Source organism: uncultured Imperialibacter sp. (assembly GCF_963974565.1).
In the GTDB taxonomy this organism is placed as follows: domain Bacteria; phylum Bacteroidota; class Bacteroidia; order Cytophagales; family Cyclobacteriaceae; genus Imperialibacter; species Imperialibacter roseus.
On record NZ_CAXBCJ010000010.1, the window covers coordinates 65116 to 91876 of the forward strand.

21 protein-coding genes are annotated in these 26761 nt (G+C 46.4%); 10 read left to right on the forward strand and 11 right to left on the reverse strand.

Annotated features, from left to right (window positions below):
- Positions 1-18: 18 nt before the first annotated feature.
- The 3 genes from AAC052_RS15390 to AAC052_RS15400 form a co-directional block, all read right to left on the reverse strand.
- Positions 19-987, reverse strand: a complete 969-nt coding sequence (locus AAC052_RS15390) for a PmoA family protein (RefSeq protein WP_339814354.1) — start codon at positions 985-987, stop codon at positions 19-21.
- 101 nt (positions 988-1088) lie between these two features.
- The gene (locus tag AAC052_RS15395; RefSeq protein WP_339814356.1) at positions 1089-1643 is read right to left on the reverse strand and encodes a cob(I)yrinic acid a,c-diamide adenosyltransferase; all 555 of its coding nucleotides are present in this window, start codon (positions 1641-1643) and stop codon (positions 1089-1091) included.
- A 6-nt stretch (positions 1644-1649) separates the two neighbouring features.
- On the reverse strand, positions 1650-2366 hold the full coding sequence (locus tag AAC052_RS15400; RefSeq protein WP_317487383.1) for an ABC transporter ATP-binding protein: 717 nt from the start codon (positions 2364-2366) through the stop codon (positions 1650-1652).
- 337 nt (positions 2367-2703) lie between these two features.
- On the opposite strand from AAC052_RS15400, the gene AAC052_RS15405 reads away from it, so the two are divergent.
- The 3 genes from AAC052_RS15405 (at position 2704) to AAC052_RS15415 (ending at position 5737) form a co-directional block, all read left to right on the forward strand.
- A complete protein-coding gene (locus AAC052_RS15405; protein ID WP_339814579.1) occupies positions 2704-4056 on the forward strand; it encodes a M20/M25/M40 family metallo-hydrolase in 1353 nt (450 codons plus the stop codon).
- Positions 4057-4077: 21 nt separating this feature from the next.
- Complete coding sequence (bla, locus tag AAC052_RS15410) at positions 4078-4818, forward strand: subclass B1 metallo-beta-lactamase (protein ID WP_339814358.1); 741 nt, start codon at positions 4078-4080, stop codon at positions 4816-4818.
- A 151-nt stretch (positions 4819-4969) separates the two neighbouring features.
- Positions 4970-5737, forward strand: a complete 768-nt coding sequence (locus AAC052_RS15415) for a MerR family transcriptional regulator (protein WP_339814360.1) — start codon at positions 4970-4972, stop codon at positions 5735-5737.
- A gap of 35 nt (positions 5738-5772) precedes the next feature.
- Here AAC052_RS15415 and AAC052_RS15420 read toward each other — a convergent pair whose 3' ends face one another.
- Positions 5773-6339, reverse strand: a complete 567-nt coding sequence (locus AAC052_RS15420) for a Uma2 family endonuclease (RefSeq protein WP_317487390.1) — start codon at positions 6337-6339, stop codon at positions 5773-5775.
- Between the two features lie 90 nt (positions 6340-6429).
- On the opposite strand from AAC052_RS15420, the gene speB reads away from it, so the two are divergent.
- The 5 genes from speB (at position 6430) to AAC052_RS15445 (ending at position 11803) form a co-directional block, all read left to right on the forward strand.
- The gene (gene speB, locus AAC052_RS15425) at positions 6430-7215 is read left to right on the forward strand and encodes an agmatinase (protein WP_317487391.1); all 786 of its coding nucleotides are present in this window, start codon (positions 6430-6432) and stop codon (positions 7213-7215) included.
- 88 nt (positions 7216-7303) lie between these two features.
- Complete coding sequence (locus tag AAC052_RS15430) at positions 7304-7642, forward strand: YciI family protein (RefSeq protein ID WP_339814361.1); 339 nt, start codon at positions 7304-7306, stop codon at positions 7640-7642.
- The gene (locus AAC052_RS15435) at positions 7642-8907 is read left to right on the forward strand and encodes a sigma-70 family RNA polymerase sigma factor (protein ID WP_339814362.1); all 1266 of its coding nucleotides are present in this window, start codon (positions 7642-7644) and stop codon (positions 8905-8907) included. The genes AAC052_RS15430 and AAC052_RS15435 overlap by 1 nt, the downstream gene beginning before the upstream one ends.
- Positions 8908-9081: 174 nt before the next feature.
- Positions 9082-10470, forward strand: coding sequence for a sigma-54 dependent transcriptional regulator (locus tag AAC052_RS15440; protein ID WP_317487394.1), 1389 nt, complete (start codon positions 9082-9084; stop codon positions 10468-10470).
- Positions 10471-10522: 52 nt separating this feature from the next.
- Complete coding sequence (locus AAC052_RS15445; protein ID WP_339814364.1) at positions 10523-11803, forward strand: ATP-binding protein; 1281 nt, start codon at positions 10523-10525, stop codon at positions 11801-11803.
- Between the two features lie 28 nt (positions 11804-11831).
- On the opposite strand, the gene AAC052_RS15450 is transcribed toward AAC052_RS15445, so the two are convergent.
- The 7 genes from AAC052_RS15450 to tsaD form a co-directional block, all read right to left on the reverse strand.
- Entirely contained in the window at positions 11832-14324 is a 2493-nt protein-coding gene (locus AAC052_RS15450; protein WP_339814366.1) for a serine/threonine-protein kinase, read from the reverse strand.
- A gap of 16 nt (positions 14325-14340) precedes the next feature.
- Positions 14341-14916 carry an ECF-type sigma factor gene (locus tag AAC052_RS15455; protein WP_339786470.1) on the reverse strand — a complete coding sequence of 192 codons (576 nt, stop codon included), beginning with the start codon at positions 14914-14916 and terminating at the stop codon, positions 14341-14343.
- A gap of 171 nt (positions 14917-15087) precedes the next feature.
- Entirely contained in the window at positions 15088-17706 is a 2619-nt protein-coding gene (locus AAC052_RS15460; protein WP_339814368.1) for a right-handed parallel beta-helix repeat-containing protein, read from the reverse strand.
- A 255-nt stretch (positions 17707-17961) separates the two neighbouring features.
- On the reverse strand, positions 17962-18480 hold the full coding sequence (locus tag AAC052_RS15465) for an HNH endonuclease (RefSeq protein WP_339786464.1): 519 nt from the start codon (positions 18478-18480) through the stop codon (positions 17962-17964).
- A gap of 7 nt (positions 18481-18487) precedes the next feature.
- Positions 18488-19264 carry an NlpC/P60 family protein gene (locus AAC052_RS15470; protein WP_339814370.1) on the reverse strand — a complete coding sequence of 259 codons (777 nt, stop codon included), beginning with the start codon at positions 19262-19264 and terminating at the stop codon, positions 18488-18490.
- Between the two features lie 5 nt (positions 19265-19269).
- Positions 19270-19737 carry an SsrA-binding protein SmpB gene (smpB, locus tag AAC052_RS15475; RefSeq protein ID WP_317487401.1) on the reverse strand — a complete coding sequence of 156 codons (468 nt, stop codon included), beginning with the start codon at positions 19735-19737 and terminating at the stop codon, positions 19270-19272.
- A 46-nt stretch (positions 19738-19783) separates the two neighbouring features.
- Complete coding sequence (gene tsaD, locus AAC052_RS15480) at positions 19784-20788, reverse strand: tRNA (adenosine(37)-N6)-threonylcarbamoyltransferase complex transferase subunit TsaD (RefSeq protein ID WP_339814372.1); 1005 nt, start codon at positions 20786-20788, stop codon at positions 19784-19786.
- A 9-nt stretch (positions 20789-20797) separates the two neighbouring features.
- On the opposite strand from tsaD, the gene AAC052_RS15485 reads away from it, so the two are divergent.
- Together AAC052_RS15485 and AAC052_RS15490 are read left to right on the forward strand one after the other, a co-directional pair.
- Positions 20798-25411, forward strand: coding sequence for a translocation/assembly module TamB domain-containing protein (locus tag AAC052_RS15485; RefSeq protein WP_339814374.1), 4614 nt, complete (start codon positions 20798-20800; stop codon positions 25409-25411).
- 39 nt (positions 25412-25450) lie between these two features.
- Positions 25451-26758, forward strand: a complete 1308-nt coding sequence (locus AAC052_RS15490) for a deoxyribodipyrimidine photo-lyase (protein ID WP_339814375.1) — start codon at positions 25451-25453, stop codon at positions 26756-26758.
- The last annotated feature ends 3 nt before the right edge of the window (positions 26759-26761 follow it).

Genomic DNA, 26761 nt, shown 5'->3' on the forward strand with positions numbered 1-26761 from the left:
AGGGTAAGTAGTTAATTATTATTTGGTGAATGTTTTCCAGTAAGCTTCCGCTTCTTCGGCTGTAAGCGTTCCGTCAAACACCACCATTCTATATTTCAAAGTGTATCTCTTTCCAGGCTCAATTTCCCAGGGCTCATACCTGATGGGGCAAAATTCTATATAGACATTTTCTTTTCCTCCGTTAGCATCCACTGGCCACACCCGCATTGGTTCGGGGTGAGCCCTGTTTTCAGGGTAGCTAAGAAATAGTATACCGCTTTTCCCTTCCTTTGCTCCAGAAACTCCATGCACCATTACCCACTTCCCTCCAGTTCCATCGGCGTTGGTTCTATCGTACCCTTCTGACGTAAGAATCGTACTGTTACCCTGATTCCAGGCCGCCGTGGCACGATAGCCGATACCTCCGCCATAGCGGTAGGCCTCCAACATAATAGGCGTTGACAGTGGTGTGGAAATGGTCGTTGTGTAGTCGACCAGGTACCTTCCTTTATCTGCGCTTTGCACCCGGATGCCTAAGTCCTCCTCAATAGCCACCTGTGGGCCATTCGGTGCCAGCAGGTCAGTATGGTTCTGTCGAACAACTACTTCAGCAATATTCCCTTTAGCTGTCTGTGAGATTATATGGTCAAAATCGACCCTGCCTTTTCCATCTCCCAAATTCCAAAAGTCCACTTCCCTGCCTTCTACCCTGGTCTTCGTCCATGGGCCCCAAATGCCAAGGTGATGGTAATGGTCGGGTGGTTGAATACGGGTAAGTACCTCGCCAGAAGGTGACTTGAGCGGGTGGATAAAGCCAGATTTGCGAAACTCCTTCTTCACTCCTTCCGGCACGGTGAGCATGGAAGTTTGGTAGGTAAGCACCTCCTTTCCGCCAAAAAGAAAATCAATACCTGTGGTCGTCTCTTTTAAGCTTACTTTCTGTGCCTGAGTGGATACAAAAAGGCTAAATACAGCAGTAAGCAACAGAAGGGTCTTCTTTAGCGTCATTTAAAATTTAGTATCGGGGTTGAGACCGATGAAGATACTAAATTTTTCACCAGGTTTGTCCCGGTACAAACTTTTTCCTTCGGGAGAAGTGCAAAAAAAGCCTATTTTGGACTTCTGGGCTTCCACGGGGTTTCCTCCACGCCCAGCTCCTGCGCCATCATGCGGCACAGCACAAAAAGATAGTCGGAAAGGCGGTTAAGAAACTGGACAATACTTTCTTCCACAGCCTCTTGTTCTTGCAATCCAATAACCAATCGTTCAGCCCTGCGGCAAACACAGCGAGCGATGTGACCATGCGAAACCGAAGGATGGCCGCCTGGGAGAATGAAGTTTTTCATTGGAGGCAGCAGGGCATCCATTTCATCCATGGCGGCCTCCAGCCTGCTTGTCAATGTTTCGTCAACCTGCGGAACAGGGAATTTGGTACTACCAGGCTCCATGGCCAGGTGCGAGCCTATTGTAAAAAGTTGCTCCTGTATTTCTATAAAAAATGGTATTCTGGCTTTGTTTACCTCTTGATCCCTCAGTAATCCGATATAGGAATTGAGTTCGTCGACAGTGCCATAGGTTTCTATGCGAAGATGTGCCTTCGATACCCTGGTGCCACCAAGAAGAGAGGTGGTTCCCTTGTCGCCTGTTTTAGTGTAAATTTTCATCCAATATCAGACCGGCTCTGACACATGGCGGGTGATGTTTTTATTTTCAGTGTCAGATTCAATCAAACCGTCCCTTAGCCTGATGACCCTGTGCGCATACGTTGCAATATCTTCTTCGTGTGTCACCATAATGATGGTATTGCCTTTGTCGTGCAGCTCCTGAAAAAGCTCCATGATGCTGTAAGAGGTCTTCGTGTCGAGGTTACCAGTCGGCTCATCCGCCAGGATAATCGAAGGGTTGTTAACGAGCGCTCTCGCAATGGCGACTCTCTGGCGCTGTCCACCAGATAGCTCATTGGGCTTATGACGAGCCCTTTCAGCAAGTCCAACACCAGCGAGGGCTGCCATGGCTTGCTCTTCCCTGTCTTCCCGGTTCATCCCAGCATAAATAAGCGGAAGTGCAACGTTCTCAAGAGACGACTGCCTTGGCAGCAGGTTGAAAGTCTGGAAAACGAACCCGATCTCCTTGTTTCTGATTTCCGCCAGCTCATTTTCAGTAAGATCACTAACGTCATGGTTATTGAGGATGTATTGACCTCCGGAAGGCGTATCAAGACAGCCTACAATGTTCATCAACGTAGATTTCCCAGAACCTGACGGCCCCATAAAAGCCACATATTCACCCCTATTGATGTCGATGGTGATGGACTTAAGAGCGTGGATAGTTTCGCTACCCATCACATATTTTTTGGAAACATCTCTGGTTTGAATGACTGCACTCATGAACAAAAGGGGTTTTAGAAAATTTTAATATACAATAATACCTCGAACGATTGGAAAATCCACAACTAATTCTTTAGTGGGTACTTTTTAATTGCCCAAAGGTTTCACTACCGTTTTCAACCTTAACGATGAACACCACTCTATTTGTTTACTTTCATGCCAATGAATTACAGTATTGGTCTGTATTTTTTTCAAGCTCACCAGTATATTGCAATCTCTTTTGCCGGTTCCTGGCAATTGAAGAACCATCGAACACCCGCAGTGCCTTATTCATCGTGAACCTTTGATAACAAAAAAAATGAAATTGAAATACATTGCCCTTGTACTACTATGCTGCATGACTATCGACAACATAACTGCACAAACAGCAAAAACTGACGATCAGGATGTTGAAATGATCCGCAAAATCTATGACGAGGCGCTTGGCAAAGGCGAATCGTATCAGATGCTGGAGTTTCTTACAAAGCAAATCGGCGCCCGATTAGCCGGCTCGCCAGGGGCAGCAGCAGCAGTGGACTGGAGCAAAGAAACTATGGAGGGCTTTGAGTTTGACAACGTATTTCTTCAGGAAGTAATGGTGCCTCACTGGGTGCGTGGCCAAAAGGAAATTGGCAAGATCGTTAATTCCAAAATGGGTTCGGTGGAAGTCAACGTTGTGGCGCTGGGCAACTCAGTGGGCTCCGGGCCTAACGGCGTGGCCGGAAAAATAGTAGAAGTGCAAAACTTTGAAGAGCTGGCCGCTCTTGGCGAAGCCGGCGTAAAAGGGAAAATCGTCTTTTTCAACCGCCGGATGGATCCTACATTGATTGAAACTTTTGAAGCTTATGGCGGCGCTGGCAACCAACGAGGTGCCGGGCCATCTGAAGCCGCCAAGTATGGTGCCATTGGGGTTGTAGTCCGCTCGCTGACCAATGCACTGGACGACCACCCGCACACTGGCAGCACCAACTACACGCCCAATCTCTACAAGCTGCCAGCGGTGGCCATCAGCACCAACGATGCCGATAAGCTGAGCAGGATGCTGAAGGACGACTCTGAGCTTGAGTTCTACTTTGAGACGCATTCACAGATGCTACCGGACAAGCTATCACACAACGTAGTGGGCGAACTAAAAGGAAGCAGCAAAGCCGACGAATACATTGTTGTTGGCGGGCACCTCGACTCATGGGACCTGGCGCAGGGAGCCCATGACGATGGCACGGGCTGTGTGCAGTCTATTGAGGTCCTTCGGATTCTCAAGGCCATTGGCTACAAGCCAAAAAGAACCTTAAGAGCAGTTATGTTCATGAACGAAGAAAATGGCCTTAGGGGAGGACGGAAATACGCCGAATTGGCTGCCGAAAATAAAGAGAAACACATTGCTGCCATGGAATCGGATCGTGGTGGCTTCAAACCGCTTGGGTTTACTTTTACTGCTGAAGACAAGCAGGTAGAGCGCATCAAAGGCTGGGCGCCATTGTTCGTGCCTTATCAGATTTACAAGTTTGACACCGGAGGTGGTGGAGCCGACATCAGCCCACTGGCAACACAAGGCGTGCCCATGATTGGCTTCTACCCCGACCCGCAACGCTACTTCGACTACCACCATACGGCGATTGACACGTTCGACAAAGTGAGTCGGAGAGAGCTGGAGTTGGGCGCTGCCACCATGGCGGCTTTAACCTATTTGATTGACAAGTACGGGCTTTAAAGGATTGTTAATTTGAGACTTATGATGACAGATTGGATGGCTGCCGGGATCAGGAAACTTCTTCCTTTCATTGTAATATTGTTTTGTATCGGAACTGCCCATGCACAGTTCCAGATTGAGGTTAAAAAGCACAGCAACTTTATATACATTTACGAGTCGTACGGCGCCTACCAGGGAGGAAAAGTGGGTGCCAACGCTGTCATCTTTGTGGGCAAAGACAGCGTGGTGGTCATTGACACTCCCTGGGGAAATGACCAAACCGTGCAGCTACTTGACTGGATTGACACTGAAATCAAAAAACCAGTAGCCAGCTTTGTGATTACGCACTTCCACGATGACCGGATAGGTGGTATTGATATCCTAAAAGCAAGAGGCATTCCGGCCGTGAGTTCGGAGCTAACGGCCAAACTGGCCGTGGAAAATGGCATTGCTAAACCAGACGTCCTCTTTAAAAACGACACCACCATCACTCTGGCAGGAGGCAAAATTGAGGTTTTCTATCCCGGACCGGGTCACAGCCCCGACAACGTGGTCGTTTACTTCCCTTCGGAAAAACTCCTGTATGGCGGCTGTTTTTTGAAGGATGCTTCAACTACTTCCCTGGGCAACCTGGGAGATGCAGACGTTACCGCCTGGCCTGTGAGTCTCGAAAAAATGAAAAAGCGGTTTCCAAAACCCAAGATGGTCATTCCTGGCCATGGCGGACTGGAACCTGGGGCGATTGAGAACACGGCGAAGCTATTGAAAGACTACAAGCCGTAGGTTGACAACATGCAAGAATTTGAAGGAAATGGCGGTGCTGTTTCCTTTTTTTATTTCAATACTTCGCTCTTAATATCAAAAAAAATAAGAAAAACACTTGACTCTAACGTAACGTCATAGCCTTTCTTTGCATCATCATTAATGAAAAGGTATGGCAGGCTATACGGTAAAAAAGCTGGCAAAACTAGCTGGAGTAAGTGTGCGCACACTTCACCACTACGACCAGATTGGTCTTTTGACTCCCGAAGAACGAGGGCTCGATTCAGGGTACAGGTACTATGGAAGGCATGAAATGTTACGCCTGCAGCAGATCCTGTTCTACCGAGAATTGGGCTTTGCTCTGAAGGAAATCAAAAAGATCATCGACGAAAAGGATTTTAATTTACTGGAATCACTGGAGTTCCAGAAATCGGAAATTCACAAACAGATTGCCAGAAACAAGGTGTTGTTAGGCACTTTGGAGAAAACAATTGATGAAATAAAAAACAGAAAAAAAATGGTAACAGATAAAGAAATGTACGAGGGCTTCACCGAAGAGCAGGTGAAAAGCTACCGTCAGGAAGTAGTGGACAGATGGGGTAAGGAGGCCCTGGATCATTCTGAAAATGTGATCCGAAAAAAGACAAAAGAGGAATGGGCTGATACAATAAAGCAGTCGGACGACTTTTGCCGTCAAATGGTAGCCTTAATGAACCAGCCAGTCACCCATCGGGAGGTGCAACAGCTGATCGCTAAGCATCATGCACGGGTAGGTCAGTTTTTCGAAGTAACAGAAGAAAAGTACCGAGGCCTGGCCGACATGTACGTGGCGGACGAGCGATTCAAGGTCAACTATGAAAAGTTTGCCGTTGGGTTGGCTGAATACATGAAAAAGGCGATGTACGAGTTTTGTGAGAATGGAATGAAGCTACAAGATTAGCGTAATAACCAGGCCGCAGTAGCCGCTGCGGCCTGCTATTTTTTATCAAATTCTTTCGCTCTGATTTGCTCTATGGCTACTGAAAAACCTTTAAGCACCTTTGACTCAACTGTTCCTTTTTGCGAAGCAAATGCCAGCAACTCGTACTTTCCATTATTCAATGCAAAAATCTCAATCACTTCATTGGCTGGATCAACTACCCAAAATTCTTTCACCCCAAACTTCTCATAAAGTGCTTTTTTTCTTTCCTGGTCGTGATGAAAGGTGGAAGGTGATAGAATTTCAACGACAAGATCGGGCGACCCATTGATATTTCTTTCCGTCAAAATCCCTTCGTTGGCATGGCTGACAAAGATCAAATCGGGCTGTACCACGTTGTACTCATCAAATCTCACATCAGATGGGGCGTTAAAAACATGCCCAAGTTTCTTACTATAAACATAGTCCATAATAAGCCTTTGCAAATTCCTTGAAAAGGCCTGATGCTTTAGAGAAGGCGCTGGCGACATATCAAAAAGTTCTCCATCAATGATTTCATAACGCTTGTCATCATCCAACTTGAGGTATTTGCTGTAAGTGAATTTTTCGGCTACTGCTATCATTTGTTCCTGGTAGTTTGTAAATATACTAACTAATTCCAACGTAAAAAATGCCAAATTGGCGGCAATAACACCGGATCAGCAATAATACAAATGAAACCTATCAACCTACTCGGCATCCCCTTCGACGCCAACTCATCCTTCAAGCGAGGCCCGGCTCAAGCCCCTCCCCTCATTCGCAAAGCGCTGCATTCGGATTCAACCAACTACTTCAATGAAGCTGGTCAAAATGTAAAGGACTTGCTGATCGATGCTGGAGACATCTCGCCGATGGTTCCGTATGATGCATTGCAAAAAGAGATCTCCAAAATCTACACGCCTTCCGAAAAATGGATTTTCCTGGGTGGCGATCACTCAGTGACCTACCCCATACTGCAAGCTGTTGCGCCGCATTACCCCAAGCTTTCTATCCTGCACCTCGATGCGCACTCCGACTTGTATGATGAGCTGGATGGCAATCGATTTTCTCACGCCTGTCCATTTGCAAGAATCATGGAGAATGGATTGGCGCAAAGCCTTACACAAGTTGGCATCCGCACCCTCAACAAGCACCAGAAAGAGCAGGCAGAAAAGTTCCACGTCAACATCATTCCAATGAATAAATGGACAGAAGACATGACCATCGATATTGATGGGCCTGTGTACATAAGCCTGGATATCGACGTGCTTGACCCGGCCTTTGCGCCAGGCATTTCCCATTACGAGCCAGGTGGAGCCAGCACACGGCAGGTAATCAATTTTATCCAGCGGCACCAGCACCTGAATATCGTAGCGGCCGACATTGTAGAATACAATCCTATCAGAGATAGGAACGACATGACTGCATTTGTAGCTGCCAAATTCCTGAAAGAACTTGCAGGTATAATGTCAGCTAGCTAGCGTATTGGTTGAAACAAGTTTTCTTTCTGTTTTGTCCAAAACAGCAGAGCGACCTTGTCTACACATCAAAAACCTCTAAATTATCCCTATGAAAAAGTTTTTGATTCTAATCAGAGAAGACCTTTCTGCAGTTAACAAAATGACCCCCGAGCAAATGGAGGCCGACATTGCCGAATATGTTAAGTGGAAAGACGGCCTTCAGAAAGAAAACCGACACGTGATGAGTGATCCTTTGGAAGGCTCCGGTGCGATGATCTACAAAAATAAAGTAGAAACAGACGGGCCATTCATTGAATCGAAGGAGGCTATCACTGGCTTCTTTGTGTTCCTGGCAAAGGACACGGAAGAGGCAATCAGCATTGCCAAAACTTGCCCTATTTTCAAATACGAAGGACTCGTGGAGCTAAGGCCCATCATGGACTTTTGATGCAACAGGAACAGCCCCCCTATCATTTTGAAACACAAAAGCTGGTCAGCCATCTTTACCGTCAGTGGTACGGTAAGATGGTGACCTCCCTGGCACGCTACTTTGGGCTTCAGCAGCTGGAGCTGGCCGAAGACATAGTGCAAGAGGCCTTCGAGTCGGCCATCAAGCATTGGGAACAAAAAGGCATGCCGGATCAGCCAGTGAACTGGCTCTTCAAAGTATGTAAAAACAAAGCGATCAACACTCTGCGAAAAAAGCGTTTCGAGCCGCTGCCAGCGGAATCTTTTCTTAATACACGGGAACAGGTCAAACTTGAGACGCTTTTTCTCGACAATGAAATTGAAGACAGTCAGCTGCGGATGATCGTGGCTTGCTGCCACTCGGCATTCTCCGTTAAGAATCAGCTCATTTTTGTACTAAGGCACGTGGCCGGCTTAACCGTCAGGCAAATTGCCCGTGGCCTGTTGATGACCGAAGAAGCCGTTGCCAAGTCGATAGTACGTTCCAAGCAACTGATCCGTGAAAAGAACCTATCATTTCCCGATCCTGACTATTTGAAGGTGAAAGAAAATCTGCATGAGGTGCATTTAATCATCTACCTGCTTTTCAACGAAGGCTACTCCTCCACCGATAGTGACTCTATCATGAGAGAAGAGCTGTGTTATGAAGCCATCAGGCTGATCAAACTGGTGGCAGATAATGAAAAGCTGAAAACTGCAGACTCATTGGCCTTGTTTTCGTTATTTCTTCTCCATGCTGCGAGATTTCCAGCCAGGGAGGATATCGAAAAAAAGCTGATTGACTTAGAAACTCAGGACCGGCGACTTTGGGATCAGGACATGATAGCCCTCGGGCAGCAGTATTTCAGGGAATCTATTCAGGAAAAGAATTACACAAAATACCAGGTGGAAGCTGCCATAGCTTACGAACATGCGCAAGCTCTCTCCTTTGAAGAGACCGATTGGGCAAGCATCTGCGAACTGTACGAATACCTTCTCCAAAGCGACCCTGGGGCTGCCGTTTATCTGAATTGGCTTATTGCACTTTTTTATAGCAAGGGGCCGCTCGTTGCCTATGAAAAGCTTCAGGAGCTTGATTCAAAAGGGTGCCTTGTGCAAAATCAATACTACTTCTCACTCCTTGGTAAAATGTATATGGCCATGGACGATACCACTCTGGCAGCCAGCTGCTTTCGTCAGGCCATTGAGCTGACAACCAGTCTGCCGGAAAAAAAGTATATCGAAAGGCTTTTGGCGACACTTTGAATGGTCGGCGTGCATCAGCGACCTCCACCGTCCGCCAGCGCACAACTATTTTCTACGTCAGTATTTCATCACTTTCTTTAAGTATTGAGATTCAAGCAATTGAGATTGGTTTTACTTCTCTTCGCAAAAGGTATTATTATTGTTTAAAATGGAACGGGCAAAAGCTATGTATAAATGAAAAAGAGTAACCAGGCAGGGAGAATTCTGATTGTTGACGACAATCCCGACGTGTTGAGCGCCGCCAAAATATTTCTGAAGCGACATTTCCTGGAGGTGGTGACAGAGAAAAACCCTGAGTCGCTTCCCAATATTCTGATGAATGAAACATTCGATGTCATTCTCCTGGACATGAACTTCACCAAAGACGTGAGCTCTGGGCACGAAGGCTTTTTCTGGCTCGACAAGATTCTGGAAATAGATCCTTCGGCGGTTGTAATACTGATTACGGCCTACGGCGATGTGGAAGTAGCTGTAAAAGCCATCAAGGAAGGCGCCACCGACTTTGTGCTCAAGCCGTGGGAAAACGAAAAATTGCTGGCCACGGTTTCCTCCTGCATGAGGCTGCGTGAGTCGAGGCTGGAGACCAACAAACTCAAAGACAGGCAAAAACAGATTAACGAGGACCTGGATACTAAATACCAGGAGATTATTGGCAGAAGCGATGCCATTATGAAGGTGTTCGACACGATAGAAATGGTGGCAGGAACAGACGCCAATGTGTTGATCCTCGGCGAAAACGGCACCGGCAAGGAGCTGGTGGCACGAGCGATTCACCGCCATTCGAAGCGGGCTTCCGACGTATTTCTCAGTGTCGACTTAGGGGCTGTAAGCGAAACACTATTCGAAAGTGAGCTGTTTGGGCATACAAAAGGTTCGTTTACCGATGCCAAAGAAGACCGTGCAGGGCGCTTCGAAACAGCCTCTGGTGGTACTTTGTTTCTGGATGAGATTGGCAACCTTTCAACGCCACTTCAGGCCAAGCTGCTGTCCGTGCTACAGTCGAGGCAGGTGACGAGGGTTGGCTCCAACAAAGCCAGGCCCATCGACATTCGCCTCATTTGCGCCACCAATATGCACCTTTACGACATGGTGAAAAAGAGCGAATTCCGTCAGGACTTACTCTACCGCATCAACACCATCGAAATCAACATACCCCCCCTGAGAGACCGGCTGGACGACATTCCGTTGCTGGCAGAGCATTACCTCGGGCAGTTTACCAAAAAATACAACAAGCCCATCCGGTCGCTAAGTCCTTCTGTGCTGAAGAGAATGCAAAAATACAGCTGGCCGGGAAACGTGAGGGAGCTGGAGCATGCGGTGGAGCGTGCCGTGATCATGAGCCGCAGCATGGTGCTCGAAGCCGACGACTTCTTCTTGAATCAGGGTGGCAAAGAGCCTGACGAAACAGCGGTAAACCTGGATGCCTACAACATAGAGGAGATGGAGCGTATCCTCATCCGCAAAGCACTCAAACGCCACAATGGCAATATTACTCAGGCTGCTCAGGAGCTGGGGCTGACCCGCTCTTCGCTTTACCGACGAATGGAGAAGTATGATTTTTAGCAGCTTCCGATTTCAAATACTTCTTCGGGTAGCTTTTATCGGGCTATTGACAATGGCTTTTATTTGGCTGATCGAAAGCAGCAAATACGTGAGTGCGACCATTATCTTTTCTGTTGGCGTTTTCTCGCTCTTCAGCCTGTTTCACTACGTCGAAAGCACCAACCGCAAGCTCACCCGTTTTATTGAAGCCATCAAATACGACGACTTCATCATTGGCTTTGACGCCGACAACAGGGTCGGGAAATCTTTCAAACAGCTGAATCAGTCAATGAAAGAAGTGCTTGATGCCTTCCGGCTCACCAGAAAAGAAAATGAGGAAAACCTTCAATTTCTGGACACCCTGGTGAAGAACGTGCAGGTGGGCATATTAAGTTACGACGATACCGGCGAGGTGGGGCTCATCAATCAAATGGCAAAAAAACTACTATCGCTTGACAACCTGACGGAGCTAAATGAGCTTTCGGCCACAGACCCGGAGCTTTACACCCTGTTAAAATCAATTCCCTCAGGGGGTAACACGCTCTATCGAAAAAATGAACTTGTTCACCTTGCCATCCATACCTCCCGGCTGAGAATAAGAGGACGAGAGCTCACACTTGTTTCCCTGCAAAATATCCGGTCGGAGCTGCAACAAAATGAGCTGGAAGCCTGGCAAAACCTAACCAAAGTGCTTCGACATGAAATCATGAATTCGGTGACGCCAATTTCTTCTTTGGTTTCCACGCTAAAAGAGATGTTTGAAGAGGAAACTCATGCCAACAACGAGGAGCAAATGTCGAAGGAAACAATCGGCGACATTAATGAGGCCCTTCAGGCAATAGAGAACAGGAGTCACGCCCTGAAAAAGTTTGTCCATGCCTACCGGGACTTCACGCAGATTCCAAAACCGGCACTGAAGCCCGTGAAACTAGCGACACTGCTGGCCAGGATCGAAAATCTGTATTTGGCAGAAACGAAGGCCAGCGAAGTGACCCTTGCCACAGAACTTGAGGACGATGAAATAACCATTATTGTGGACGACGAGCTGTTGGAAATGGTGCTCATCAACCTTGTGAAAAATGCTATTGAGGTATTAATAGACCAACCAGATGCAAAGGTCACGGTGAGAGGATATATGAGCGATCAGCTGCGCCCGGTAATCGAAGTGGAAGACAATGGGCCTGGCATTATTCCGGAAGCCATCGACAATATTTTCATTCCGTTTTACACCACTAAGCCTACGGGATCTGGCATAGGCCTCAGCCTGTCGAGGCAAATCATTCACATGCACGGAGGCACACTGGGAGTGGAATCGGAGGTAGGAAAAAAGACAGTTTTCAAAATTGAATTGTGAAGAACGAAGGTGAAACATCAGGCTGCCGCTACTTAGACTGGATAGCAGCCCATTCGTCTTTCAACTTTTGATGGTATGGGTGATCTTCCCCTAATACTTCCTTACTTAGTTCAATGGCCTTCGTATAATTGATTTCGGCCTTTTCCATGTCTTTCAACTCGCCATACAAGTCCCCAAAGTTCGAATAAACATCGATTACTTTTCTGCTCTTCTCCCCCAGCTTGTCGAGATAAATGTTGAATGCCTTTTGGTAACTTCGCTCAGCCTCATCAAACTTCTGCATTGCCTGCCAAGTCATTCCCATGCTCACATAATCACCTGCTACATAAGGATGCTCGTCGCCAAAATTATTGACATCAGCCGCAAGCACCTTTTCATAGTAGCTCAGCGCATTCCCAAAGTCCCGCTGTCCAAATTTTGAATTTCCGAGGTTGTACAACACGCTTACTGTATAATTGTGAAATGGGCCAAATTTAGCCAGGTACGCCTCATACGCCAGAAGCTGCAAAGAGTCTGACTTCGCATAGTCTTTCAGCTTGTAGTAGGCAGAGCCCAAATTCGCATAGGAACTAAGCGTACTAGGATGATCAGGCCCATAAATTCGATAGTTCTCGTCCAGCAAGTCCCGGAGTATCTGCACCTGTTTTTCAAAGTCATGAAGTCGGCTATATACTAATGAGAGATTGTTTAAAGCAATAAGCTTCAAGGTAATGTCTTCACCCTCGAATTTCTCACCCAGCTCCACTGCCGCCAAACTCACTTCAAGTGCCTCTTCATACTTTGATTGCTCCCGAAGGTTGCTGCTGAGATAGTTGTAGGCAAATCCCAGTTGAATTTCCTTTTTCAGGCTCTCCCCTCCTTCGGTGTGTCCTGAAGCTATGGCGTCTTCAATGAGAGCAATTGCCTTTCTCACTTCATCCTCCCCTTGCTCATATTTGCCTTTCAGGTATAGCACATACCCATGGTCTTTATAAGACATTGCCAATGCCAGTGGATAGCCATCTTTTTCCTGCTCAAGATGGCCGATCGCCAACTGAATGGTTGAATCAGCTTTGTCGTACTCTGACATATCCCGATAGTAGCCAGAAATCTCATTGTATAGCCTGCCAAGCTCAATCGCACTGCCATTTCGTTCCTGATAATATTGGAGTGCATCGAAGAAAAGAGGCCCCGACTCCTTCCACAAGCCCAGCCTTTTGTATAAGCTACCCAGCTGCAACTGAGCTGAGGCTTTGATCTCAGGGTCACTGATGTTACTGATTTCCTTCTCGCTATTTCGGAGCAAGGCAGCGGCTGTCAATTCTTCTCCCTGCACCAGCCCAGGGTCATTTGCCTCGAATATCTTAGTCAGAAACTCGTTGGAGGCTATCACCTTTTGCTGCTCCCTTTCAAGTGCTCGCTTCTGAATTTGAGTAATGATAGCAGCGCCCATTGATACCACCACAATGACTGCTACAAGTGCCGAGGCAAGTGTGTTGCGTCTTAAAAACAGGCGGGAGGAATAACCCCAGTTCGTCTCTCTGGCGGCCACCGGGAACTGGCCAAGGTAATTTTGAAGATCAGCGACCAAATCCGTCACTGTCTGGTACCTCTGCCCAGCATCAACGGCCATGCACTTTGTAATAATTGCGTTCAGGTCTGTCTTAATGGCCGGGTTCAAGGTCATTGGAGCTCGAAACTGTCCATTTCGTATCATTGTTATTACCTTGTCTCTCTCGTCGCCGTCAAACGGCATGTGCCCGGTGAGCAGCTCATACAAAAGCACGCCCAACTGATAGACATCAGACTGAACAGACAACGCCTTGTGCGAGAGTTGCTCGGGAGAAGCGTATTTCAAGGTACCTCCAAAAGAAGTATCTTCCTCCAACTGGTCATCAAAAAGCTTGCCTATACCAAAGTCGAGCAGTTTGACCTGACCATCATCGGTAATGAGAACATTAGAAGGTTTAATATCTCTATGAAGGATGAAGGCGTTGTGGGCATGAATCACCGCACGACACACCGGAATCATAATGCGGTTAAGCGTATCGGAAATACTTAGCCGATGCAGTTTACAGTATTGATTAATGGGTGAGCCATCTACATACTCCATGACCAGGTAAGGAGACTGATCATTGGTAAGCCCTCCGTCAAAAATGCTTGCTATGTTGGGGTGATTTAGCGAAGCCAGTAGTTGCCGTTCCGCTTTAAAGTATTGTTCGTATTTGTCAGTGTTGAGCAGTGGCGAAAGCACCTTTATAGCCACTTGCTGATCAAACAGGTTGTCAGCTCTTTTTGCTTTGTAAACCACTGCCATGCCACCCACGCCAGCCTCTTCCACCACCTGGTACTTACCAATGGCATAACCCGCTGGCAGCCTTATTTCGAGGCTATCGGAAAGCTGTTTGGTGAGATTCTCTTGCAACCCATCAAAAAATATCTCAGCATCATTCCTACGTCCGAGTAAATCAGGCAAAACCTCTACTGAGAGGTTCATTTTCGTTAAAAAATCAATCCACTCCTCTTCGGAATATTGCTCCATAGCGTAGACTTACAATTTAGGCAGCTGAAGGTGAAAGCTGCATATGCAGCCAGGTTTTGGCCATATTCCATGATCGCTTAACAGTGGACGGGCTTGTGCCTAATATCTTTGCTGTTTCGTCAATAGACAGCCCAGCAAAAAAACGGCACTCGACAATTTTCCCGTAGGTAGGCTCTCTTTTCTCAAGCACCTCCAAAGCTTCATGTATTTTCAAGATGGCCGTTCCCGTCTCTTCAGTAAAATTTATATGCTCTTCAAGGTCATCAATTTTCAAATGATTGGGCTGATTTCCTCGCTTGTCAGTTTGCTTTTTCAGGCAAGCGTTTACCAAAATTTGACGAATGGCTTTTGCAGCAAGATTGTAAAAGTGCTCTTTGCTTTGAAGCTTGCTCAGGTCAGCTTTCGAGAGTTTCAAATATGCTTCGTGTACAAGTGCAGTGGTGTTCAGTGTTTCTTGTTGCCGAAACTTGAACCTCAAATGGTGGGCATTTTTCCGAAGCTCATCGTAAACAACGGGAAAGAGTTCATCAAGCGCTTTTTGGTCACCTTTATTGATCCTGTCTATCAGTTTCACCAGCTCCGCTTCACCCATCGTTTGAAATAATAAATTAGATGCCTATAAACGCTATCAAAGTATAAAGCTATAAAGAATAAATAGAATATTCCGTATTTAATCTACGGGCGGAAGCATAAAAAACCCGATCCTTTTGGATCGGGCCTTTACAAGAAATTCAGCTGCCTGTGTTTATCGATTGGTTTTTACCTATTCCTGATTATTTCCACTCGCATTACCAGTGAAAGTGTTGCCGGCTGCAGCTCCGGCAAAGTCATTGGTTACACCTTTGGAATAGATGCCGTAGCCACTGCTGTTGGTAATAGCGGAGTTCGTTACCGTCACCTTTCCGTCTGAGTTCACTGCAATATTGGCAGGAAAATCGGCTCCATTAAAGTCGTGCGGTGAGTTACCGCCGTAAGCGATGTTGCAAAAGTCAAACTCATTGCTGGCATCTGTTGACGAAAAATAAAATCCTTTCCAGTGCAGCCCACCATCGATATTTGACGAGGTGAAAGTGATCATGTTAGTGGAAGTTCCTTTTGCAGTAAATGCGCCGTCAACCAGAATCTGGACGTCTTCGTCCATTTTGAAAGAAGCGCCTGCTTCCACAGTAACTTTTCCGTACACCCTGATATTTCCGGTAATTCTGTAAGAAGCGCCGGTGGTCAACGACTTCCACGTGACCACTTTGTCCTGGGCCAGGTCGCTTTCAAACACTTCCACATCAGCAAATGAGTTGTTGGTGAAGGTGCTTGCTCCATCCATGGCATCAACTTCATCGGCTGGTATACCTACACCCCTTTTGTTGTCGGAAAAGCTGTTGGTTCCAAAACTACCTATCTGCCCACCCGACTCATCGGCATAGATGCCATAGTCTTTATTGCTGGTAAACGTAGAGTTGGTAACCGATACCTTGCCGGTGATATCAACGCCAATGGCAGCTGCAAAATCGGCTCCAGAAAAATCGATGGGAGAATTACCAGCAAATGAAAAATCGGTGAAATCAAAGTTATTGAGGCTACTGGCCGAGCTGATGTAAATACCTTTCCAGTAAAGCTCACCACCAGGGTTGGATGTTGTAAACACAATGCGGTCGGTAGCGGTGCCCACGGCAGTAAGCGACCCAAAAACCCTTACCAAAACATTTTCATCAAAGTTCATGATAGCTCCAGCAGCAATGGTGAGCTTACCCTTTACATCCATGTCGCCTGACAGTCTGTAGGCGGCGCCTCCGCTGAGTTTTTTCCATGTTGACGTTTTGGATTCCGAAAAATCCGACTCAAAAATTTCAACGTCAGCATTGGTATTGTCGGTAAAAACAGAAGCACCGTCGATCATTTCGGCCTGGTCAGCTGGCAAGCCAACCGCCCTGTCGTTCGAAACAAAAGTATTGCTTTCAAATGCACCAATCTGGCCACCGGCATCGTCGGCATAGACGCCATAGCCTTTGTTGTTGGAGAAAGTACTGTTCCTAAACGCCATTTTTGCGCCGAGCTCAATACCAACACCGGCTGAGAAGTCTTCTCCTGAGAAATTCATCACTGAATTTCCAGCATATGAAAGCGTGACATGGTTCAATATATTTCTGCCATCTGCCGAGTTCACATAAATACCTTTCCAGCGAAGTGCCGAAGCCTCATCGGAGGTTGTAAATTCAATCGGGCTCTCGGCAGTGCCAGCCGCTATGAATGCACCGTCGACAGTAATCATCACATCCTCATCCAAACCGAACTTGGCCCCGGGAGCAATAGTAAGCACTCCATTCACATCGATATCTCCCGAAACAGTATAACGAGCGTCATCGCTCAATGATTTCCAGGTTATTTCAGTCGCTTCGGCAATTGAAGAAGAAAAAATTTCAACATCGGCATTTGTTGAATTGGTAAATGCGGTGGTATTGTCAACACTTGCTGCCGTTTCAGCCCACACGGCCATGCCGTTTTCATTGTCAACAAAGAGGTTGTCCTTAAATGTATTCAGTTTCCCTCCATCGTCGTCGAGATAAACTCCATATCCTTTGTTGCTGACAAAGAGGCTATTTTCAATCTTGATATTTCCGCCTCCATTTACACCTACACCAGCCTTATAGTCAGCTCCGTTAAAATCCATGGCTGAGTTACCTGCAAATGATACTTCGGCATACTTTAGAATGTTCTGAGCACTAGCTGACTGTATGTAAAGCCCCTTCCAAAACAGATCAGCCTCTTCGTTGGCTGTTGTAAAAATGATGGAGTCGGCTTCGGTACCCGCTGCCAGCAAAGTGCCACCCTGCTCAATCTTCATCATTTTATCTTCCTGGAAATGAATAACGACGCCTGGCTCTACAGTGAGCACGGCAAGAACTGACACGTCGCCAGTAACCAAATAATCAACCAGTGCAGGGTCAAGATTGATGTTTTCGAGCGTCATGTCGCTGTCTATAAATCCGCTAAGCTCCACATAACCAGGTGCCAGAGCGTTTATAGTCACCGTCTTAGTATCGCTTACGCCTTCATCAGCATTCGATATTTTCAACTGAACTTCATAGTCCCCTTCTACATCGGGAATCAAAGAAGCAATAATGGCATCGGCGTTGGTTATTTCGGTTGTGCTGCCGGCTGGCTGCGACAGGAGCGTCCACTCGGCAGTGAAGCCAATCGCATCCGCATCTGCGGAACCACTTGCATCTAGGGTAATTTCTTCATTCACTGCCGGGTTTTCCGGACTAAAATCAATATCCGCTTCCAGCTTGAACTTCGAGGGTGCTGGTTCATCGTCCCCACAACTTATTGCAAACACTAACATCACCAAACAGGTGAGCATTCCGACTAACTGTTTTACTTTCATATTACATGGTCTTTTTATGTGATCAAATTCCCTTCACCCCCTACTACAGGAAAAGGAGTGAAATTGGGTCAGCTCACTTAAAAAAATCATGCATTTATTTTTCCGGTCACGTCGGCCAGCCTTTGAGACATAGTTGTCCGCTCACCAAAAGCCTTTGTCTTCTGCGGCAGGGCCCCAAAAATAGAGGTGACAGAAGGACAAGCCACAAAAGACGGCTGGATCGTTGGGAAGGTGTAAAGAGGGGAATGGGGAGGATTATAGCGCCTCGGACTTAAGTTGCAAAAAAGGTCGCCACTCGTCGAACACACTGCCATTGGAGGTCTTTAAAAACATGATGTAAGACGGCTTGAAAGGCTCTTTTCTAAGTTTCATCCCGACTTCACCGGGAGAATAATCGCCTTTCTTGGCGTTGCAATGTTTGCAGGCAGTAACAAGGTTTTTCCAGCTGGAGGTTCCGCCTTTCGAGCGAGGAACAAGGTGATCAAGGGTGAGGTCCCGGTTGGTACCGCAATACTGGCATTCGTGGTTGTCACGCCGGAAAACGTTTTGGCGGGACAGGATAACCCCTTTGTAGGGGACACTGATATACCTGGATACTTTGATGACCGATGGGGCCTGATATGAAGTGTCCACAGTGTGCAAATAAACATTGGGCACGGGCGAAATCATTTCAGCCTTATTCAAAAAGACAAGAAGAAATGCTCTCTCCACCGAACAAACAGTCAAGGGAGAATAGTCCTGATTAAGAACTAGTACATTCCTTTTTAAGCTCATGCCTCTTCTACATTTTGAGGATCCTCCTCACCGCCACTAGCTGCCCATCTCTCATTTCACTGGTTAGACCCTTGTCATCAATATTAACAATCTTCACCGAATCAGTCACTATCACCGCCTGTTCTTCTCCTATGTTGATGCCTGCCTTTATTTCATCTTTAACACTCCAAACAAGCAAATCCCCAGGCTTAGACTCGCTCCACGAATCAACCTGATCGCCCGTGGCGGCAAGTTGTTTTAAGTTCCTTGGTACCGGATAGCCCACCATGCGATACACCTGCTGCACAAGTCCGATATCATCGATGCCATAAGGAGACCTTGCACCAGCTCTGTAAGGGGAGTACATATACTTCTGCAGGATTTCACGGAGAAAACCATAATCACGACGCTGACCGAGACTTTTCGAGTTTCCGTTGAACGCCAACTGCTCCTCTATTTTGAATAGTTCATTAGTGGAAATCGGCAGCACACTTCCTATAAGGATATTCAGGTAGTGTTTCTTGAAGAAGATATTCGCCGTCAAATCGGTGCAAACTTTGTAGTCAGAGTGGTTGATCTGCTCAAAATACTCCTGTGTGATTCCATAGAAATGCACCTTCAAAATCCACCCGACCACTCCATCAAAATGGATTTTTACCTTTATCCACTTTTTGTCATCACTTGCTTCCAAAACCTCATAGTGCTCCCCAAAAAGAAGCTCGCTTAGTTGAAGCGAGTGAAAGGAAGGTTCGCACATAACCGGCACAAGGCATAATCTACAAATTCCCTTTTCGGTCTCAGTCATAAGGTTTACAGTCTAAGTCGGTCTAGCTCTCGCTTGCTATCCCTCTCTTTGATACTTTCTCTTTTGTCATGAATTTTTTTACCCTTTGCAAGGGCTATTTCCATTTTAGCTAGTCCTTTGTCCGTCATAAAAAGTCTCACCGGCACTATGGTAAGGCCCTTTTCTTCCATTTTTGATTGCCATTTCTCGATGTCCCTCTTTTTTATCAGGAGCTTTCGCTCCCTCACAGGATCATGATTGAAATGGGTAGCCTCGGCGTAGGGGGTAATATTCATCGCCTTGATAAAAATCTCGCCTCTATTGAAATAACAATACGCTTCCTGCAAGCTGGCTTTACCTTCCCGAATGGACTTGATCTCAGTCCCCTTGAGCACAATGCCTGCTACAAGCGTATCAATAAACTCAAACTCAAAACGAGCCTTCTTGTTTTTGATGTTTACTGAGTTTGAAAATCGCTTATCGTCCTTTGCCATTCAATAATTAGCTGAGCATTTCTTTAAAAACTAAAATAGCATAAAATTAAAATTTCATCCTAGGCATTGGGGCAACATCCATGGATGAAAAGTCCTTTTCAAGGTATTTGAAATGGGCCGTCATGGCAATCATGGCTGCGTTGTCGGTACAATACTCAAACTTGGGAATATACACTTCCCAGCCGAGCTCAGCACGCTGATTTTCAAGTGCTTGCCGAAGCCCTGAGTTGGCCGCCACACCTCCGGCAATGGCAATTTGCTTTATCCCGGTTTGCTTTGCGGCCTTTTTCAGCTTCTGTAAAAGCATGTGGATCAAAGTGTGCTGGATACTGGCGCAAATGTCGTTGATATTATTTTCAACAAATGTCGGGTCGGTCTTTGTTTGGTCTCTCAGGAAGTAGAGAATAGCCGTTTTTATCCCACTGAAGGAGTAGTTCAAGCCTGGCATTTCGGAGAGCGGAAATCGAAAGGCCTCCGGATTGCCTTTTTGCGCCAACTTATCGATAAACGGGCCACCGGGATAGGGCAGCTCCAGCATTTTGGCCGCTTTGTCAAACGCCTCCCCTACGGCATCGTCCTGCGTTTCTCCTATCACCTGCATGTGCATGGGTGACTCCACCAGCACTATCTGCGTGTGCCCACCGCTTACTGTAAGGCACAGAAACGGAAATACCGGTTTTGGGTCTTCAATAAAATGCGCCAGGATATGAGCCTGCATATGATTAACGGCTATCAGAGGCACCCCCAACCCCCAGGCCATTGCCTTAGCGAAGGAGCTACCCACAAGCAAAGCACCCAATAATCCAGGTCCTTGTGTGAACGCAACGGCATCAAGTTGGTGTTTATCAATACCTGCTTCTTTTAAAGCCTGATCTACTACGGGCACAATATGCTTCTGGTGTGCTCTGGAGGCCAGTTCTGGCACTACACCACCATATCGTTGGTGAACAGATTGCGTAGCAATAATATTATTAAGAATTTTACCGTTCCTGATCACAGCGGCAGAAGTCTCATCGCACGAAGATTCGATCGCTAAGATGGTCGGGGACATACAGTTGATTTGAACTATAAAACTAAAACATCTGTCGTTTTCTATGGTATTGGGAAAGCCTTCTACTGGTTTTCACTTACCATTTTACTTTTGCTGATTGGCTTGTTTATCACGCTGCAATCATCGGCTGTTCAAACATGGCTGGTTTCCTACGCCTCCAAATCCTTCTATGAACAAACAGGGCACAAAGTTACCATTGCAAAAGTGGATGTCAACTGGTTTGATGAAATTACCCTTGATAGCCTGGAAGTAAAGGACCTCCAGGATACCAGCATGATTACCATAAATAGGTTGTTGGTCGATTTTAGCCTACTTGATTTATTACGCCCCAGTCAGCTGCATTTTGACGCAGCCCGAATTACCGGAGCCGATGTGCGGCTGGTGAAGTTCGCCGACGACCAACTCGACAACATCTCCTTTCTCATCAGCCAATTACGTCCCAAAGACACTACTGCCCGAACTTCGCTGCCACGTCCGATAAGTGTGAGCCGGATCAAACTGGAGAAAAGCCGGTTCTCCCTCAACGACATGCGAAAGGACAGCATTGAGGTAGGCTTCAACTACTACCAGTTTACCATCGATAGCATATTCAGCGACCTTAGCAACTTCTACCAACGGCTGGATACTGTCAAGTTCAGGGTAGACAAGCTGGCCGCAGGTGAGAAAAGCAAAAAGCTGAAGGTCAACAGCCTCCAAACAAACTTTCTACTTACCTACCAAACAATGGAACTCTCTGACTTGGACCTGTATACGCAACACAGCCACTTGCAGGACTATGTCAAGTTTGAGTTTTCCAACCCTTCTAACCTCACCTATTTTGTTGATAGCGTCAACATAGTAGCTCATTTCGACAGCACGACAATTAGTAACCGGGATCTGCGACACTTTTCGCCCTACCTTGAAAAGTACGATGATACTTATTCCATATCAGGCGATTTCAGCGGAGGAGTTACCAATTTTAGCTTGAAGAAGTTCAGCCTGTATTTTGGTGACAACAGTCAGCTCTTTGGCAATGCAAGCTTCAACGGCTTGCCCAACTTTATGGAAACCTTTATTGACCTCCGACTTGATAAATCGACGCTACTCGCCAATGACCTTGGCATGTATATGAATCAGCAAGACTATTACATATTGAATCGCCTCGGTTTCATTAGGTTCGATGGCAGGTTCATTGGTTTTCCTACCGACTTTGTGGCCAACGGGAGTTTTGATTCAAGGCTGGGAAGTGCTAAATCCGATGTCAACCTGAAGCTACCTAGCACACCGGAAAAGGCAGTTTACAGCGGCTCCCTTACAGTCAGAAACCTAAACCTGGGCACTTTAGCAGGCGACTCCGAACTTCTCCAAAAAGTAAGCTTTTCCGGCAGTGTCTCCGGCAAAGGCCTCACACCATCATCTGCTGATTTTTACCTGAAAGGCAACATACAAAAATTCGGGCTCAAGGGCTACGAATACGTGAACATCAAAACTGATGCACGACTGGCAGCAAGCTTTTTTGAGGGAAAGCTCAGTATTGATGACCCTAATGTAAAACTTCAGGTCGAAGGCTCTTTTGATTTCAGAAACCAGCTCAACAAATTCAAAGCGAACGCATCACTTGACACACTCTTCCTTTATCCTCTCCAGCTTACTTCCAACGATGTATTTCTCAGGGGGCAAGTTGACCTTGATTTTCAGGGACTTGAAATCGATAGTATTACGGGTAGTGCGGCTATACATAACCTACTGCTTGAAGTTGACGGAAAGCAGTTCAAGGCGGATAGTATTCTCGCTACATCACAAAGGAGCGGAATACAGCGTTCGTTCAATATTCTGTCAGAGCATTTGAGTTTAAGTGCTGAGGGTAACTTTGATTACACAACCCTATTTGCAGATTTATCGGAAACATTTAACGAATATGAGCTGGCGTTCAGGAATAATAGCGACGACATTGAAAGCTACTACGCCAACAAACCAAAAAAAGAAGTATCTCCGTATAAGGTAAGCATCAACGCCACTCTTACCAACATTAACCCGCTGACCGATCTTTTCATCAAAGATTTTTATATCGCCAAAGAGACCAAGATTGAAGCGAACTTTAATAAAAATATTTCATCGGTTGCTTCATTTTATAGCGCCATCGATACCCTAGCCTTCAGGGAGTTCTCCTTTATAGGAAACGAAATAGATATCAACACCAGCAAAGCGGCAGACAGCACTGACGTGCTATCGATGTTTTACATATCGTCGATGCGACAGCTACTCAAAAACAGAGATATTACTCAAAACAACTACGTAGAGGCGATCTGGAGTAATAACAAAATTGATTTTCAAACCAACGTAGAGCAGCTCAACACCAACAACTACGCCCGGGTATACGGGGATCTTCAATTTCTTCCAGACAGGACAATTATCACTGTATACCCTTCTGACCTTCAGGTGCTTGAGGGAAAGTGGCAGTTTTCAGACAACAACCAGATTGTGATCACAGATGAAGCGATTGCCTTTGAAAACCTGAAGCTTTCGGCGGGCAGTCAGGAAGTGGAACTGACTGGCTATATCAGCGACTCCACAAATATTCCGCTACGGGGACGGGTCACGAATTTTGCTCTCTCTAACCTCAACCCGCTCACGACTGTTCCTCTGGACGGAGTGGTAAACGGGCATGCCACTCTTATTAACTACGGGGAGGGCTCCATTGTTGAAAGCGACCTCAAAATTGATAACTTCTTTGTCGATAGATTTTTAGTCGGAAACCTGACCGGTAAATCGTCATGGAACGATGCATCCAAACAAATACTATCTAGGCTTACCGTAATCAGGGAAGGCAAAAATATCATTGGGCTTAATGGCTACTATGCCCCACTCGACAGCATAAGCCCGCTCAACTTCACTGCCGACTTCGACAATGCTAGCATTAATATCCTGGAGCCATTTATCGAGGAAAACTTTAATGAAATCAAAGGCACCGCCACAGGAAAATTCAGAATTTCAGGCAGCCCCACCTATCCCATCCTCCGAGGGACCGGGACGCTACGCAATGGGGCAGGAAGGATCAAGTACCTCAACACTACATATAGCTTCAATGGAGATATATTCTTTGACGACAACGAAATAGGTGTCCGAAACCTCGACGTCCGAGACGAGCAGGATCATCGTGCTTCATTGAATGGAGGTATTTTCCACGATGGATTTAGAGACTTTGTGCTGGACTTAGAAGGGCAGTTGAATAACTTTCAGGTACTTAACACATCCGCTGCCGACAATTCCCTGTACTACGGCACCGCTTATGCCACGGGCTCAATCAACTTTTTGGGTGCTATATCCAATCTCAATATTAGCGCAAAAGCTACCACAAATAGAAATACACGGATTTTCATTCCGCTTGACGAAAGCTCCGACGTACAGGTTGAGGACTTCATCTCATTCGTGAACTTTAGCGACACAACCAAAGTAGCAGATGAAGAATCGGGTATTGACGAAGAGAAGTTTTCTAATATCCGCCTCGATTTCGACCTTGACATTACGCCTGACGCATATTGCGAGCTTATCTTCGACATAAAATCCGGCGACATCATACGGGGCAGAGGCAACGGCAAGCTCAACATGCAAATTGACACCAACGGGGATTTCTATATGTTTGGTGATCTTGAAATCGAGGAAGGGGGGTATAATTTCACCCTTTACAATATCATCAATAAAGAATTTGAGATCGTTAGCGGAAGTAGCATCTCCTGGTCAGGCGATCCCTACAAAGCTCAGATGGACATTACTGCGGGCTATCGGCAAAACGCATTGTTATCCCCAATTCTAACCAATATAGATAGCGCTACGCTAAATACGCCTGAACTGAAGAGACGGTATCCCACAAACGTACAAATGAAGCTCAATGGGGATTTGATGTCACCAGACATCGCCTTCGATATTCAGATAACAGGCTACCCCGAGACCGCCGGCGCCAATAGTTATCCTTTAGGCACCACCATCCAGGGGTTCAAAAATACAGTTAAGACAGATGAGCAGGAAATGAAACGCCAGGTGTTCAGTTTGATCATTCTTCGACGTTTTTCACCAATCAATAGCTTCAACGTTGGCACCAATTCCATCGGCAGTAGTGTGAGTGAATTTGTCTCCAACCAGCTCAGCTATTGGATCTCTCAGGTGGACGAGAACCTTGAAATCGACATCGACCTGGCCAGCCTTGACAACGATGCCTACAACACGTTTCAACTTCGGCTGGCCTACACATTTTTGGATGGCCGACTGCGGGTTTCCAGAGATGGGGGCGTTACCAGCACCACTACCCGCAACGAATTGGGAGCCATTATGGGCGACTGGACCCTTGAGTACCTGCTTACACCTGACGGGAAATTGAGAGCCAAAATGTACTCCAGAACCAGCGTCAACAGCCTCACACAAAACATAAGTAACCAAACCAATACCAAAGCGGGGTTCAGCCTTCAGTACATCCGAAGCTTCAACAACTTCAAAGACTTGATGCAAGACGTTCGTGTTAAAAACAGGGAAGAAACTGACCCGCAGGAAGAAGACAAAAAGACCTCATTCAACTTCAATTCGGATAAAATAAAGCAAGAGGAAGACGAAGCAAGCGGCCACCCCTTCTTCAATTTTTTTGAGCTTTAATAACTAAATAACCACTGCGTAGTTAGTTAAGAAAAACTTATGCCAACGCATCAGGCTGTCAATATTTTCTGGTTCCGGCGAGACCTTCGCTTTGCAGATAATGCAGGGCTTTTCTACGCACTGAAAGAGGAGACTCCAGTTCTTCCGGTCTTCATTTTTGATCCGAACATATTATCGAAACTTGAAGAAAAGGCCGATGCCAGGGTTTCTTTCATCCACAGCACCCTGTTGAGACTGAAGAAGCAGCTAGAAGACCACGGAAGCTCAATGCGCATCCTGTATACTTCACCTGAAGCAGCATTTTCGCAACTGGTGGCAGAATTCGACCTCAAAGCGGTCTACACCAACCGGGACTACGAACCCTATGCCAACGAAAGGGACGCCACAGTTCGCTCACTACTCAAGGAAAAAGGGATAGGTTTCTATTCTTTCAAAGACCAGGTGATTTTTGAAAAGGAAGAAATACTAACTGACACTGGTGGAGTATATAAGGTATTCACCCCCTACAAAAACAAATGGCTGGCTAAGTGGCAAAACTTACAATTGGAAGAGTTTTTCATCAATCCTTCATCAGCGAATTTCCACGAAACCAAACCTTATCCTGTACCTGCGTTGCAAGACATGGGCTTCGCAAAGAGCTCGATTGTCATTCCGCCGTCGACGTTCGATGAGTCGGTTATTGCCGCCTATGACAAGAAACGTGACTTCCCTGCCATCGAAGGCACGTCCCGCCTCGGCATTCATCTGCGGCATGGCACTATCAGCATACGGGCAGCTGTGAAAAAAGCAGCGACCCTTAATCAAACCTGGTTGAATGAGCTTATATGGAGGGAATTCTATCAAATGATTTTGTCCAACTTTCCTCACGTGGTGCACAACGCTTTCAAACCTCAATACGACCTCATTCCATGGAGAAACGATGAGGAGCAATTCCAGAAATGGTGTGAGGGAATGACAGGCTACCAAATAGTAGATGCGGGCATGAGGGAATTAAACACCACAGGGTATATGCACAACAGAGTGCGCATGGTAGTAGCCAGCTTCCTTACCAAGCACTTGCTGATCGACTGGCGATGGGGCGAGGCCTGGTTTGCCAGGAAACTATTAGACTTTGAACTAGCCTCCAACAATGGCGGCTGGCAATGGGCGGCGGGCACAGGCACCGACGCTCAACCATATTTCAGGGTGTTCAACCCGGAGTCACAAACAGACAAGTTTGACAAGGACAAAGCATATATCCGCCAATGGGTGCCGGAATATGACAGCAAAAATTACATAAAACCGATTGTTGAACATAAATTTGCCAGACAAAGAGCCATAGAAACTTACAAAGCGGCGTTAAAGTAACTG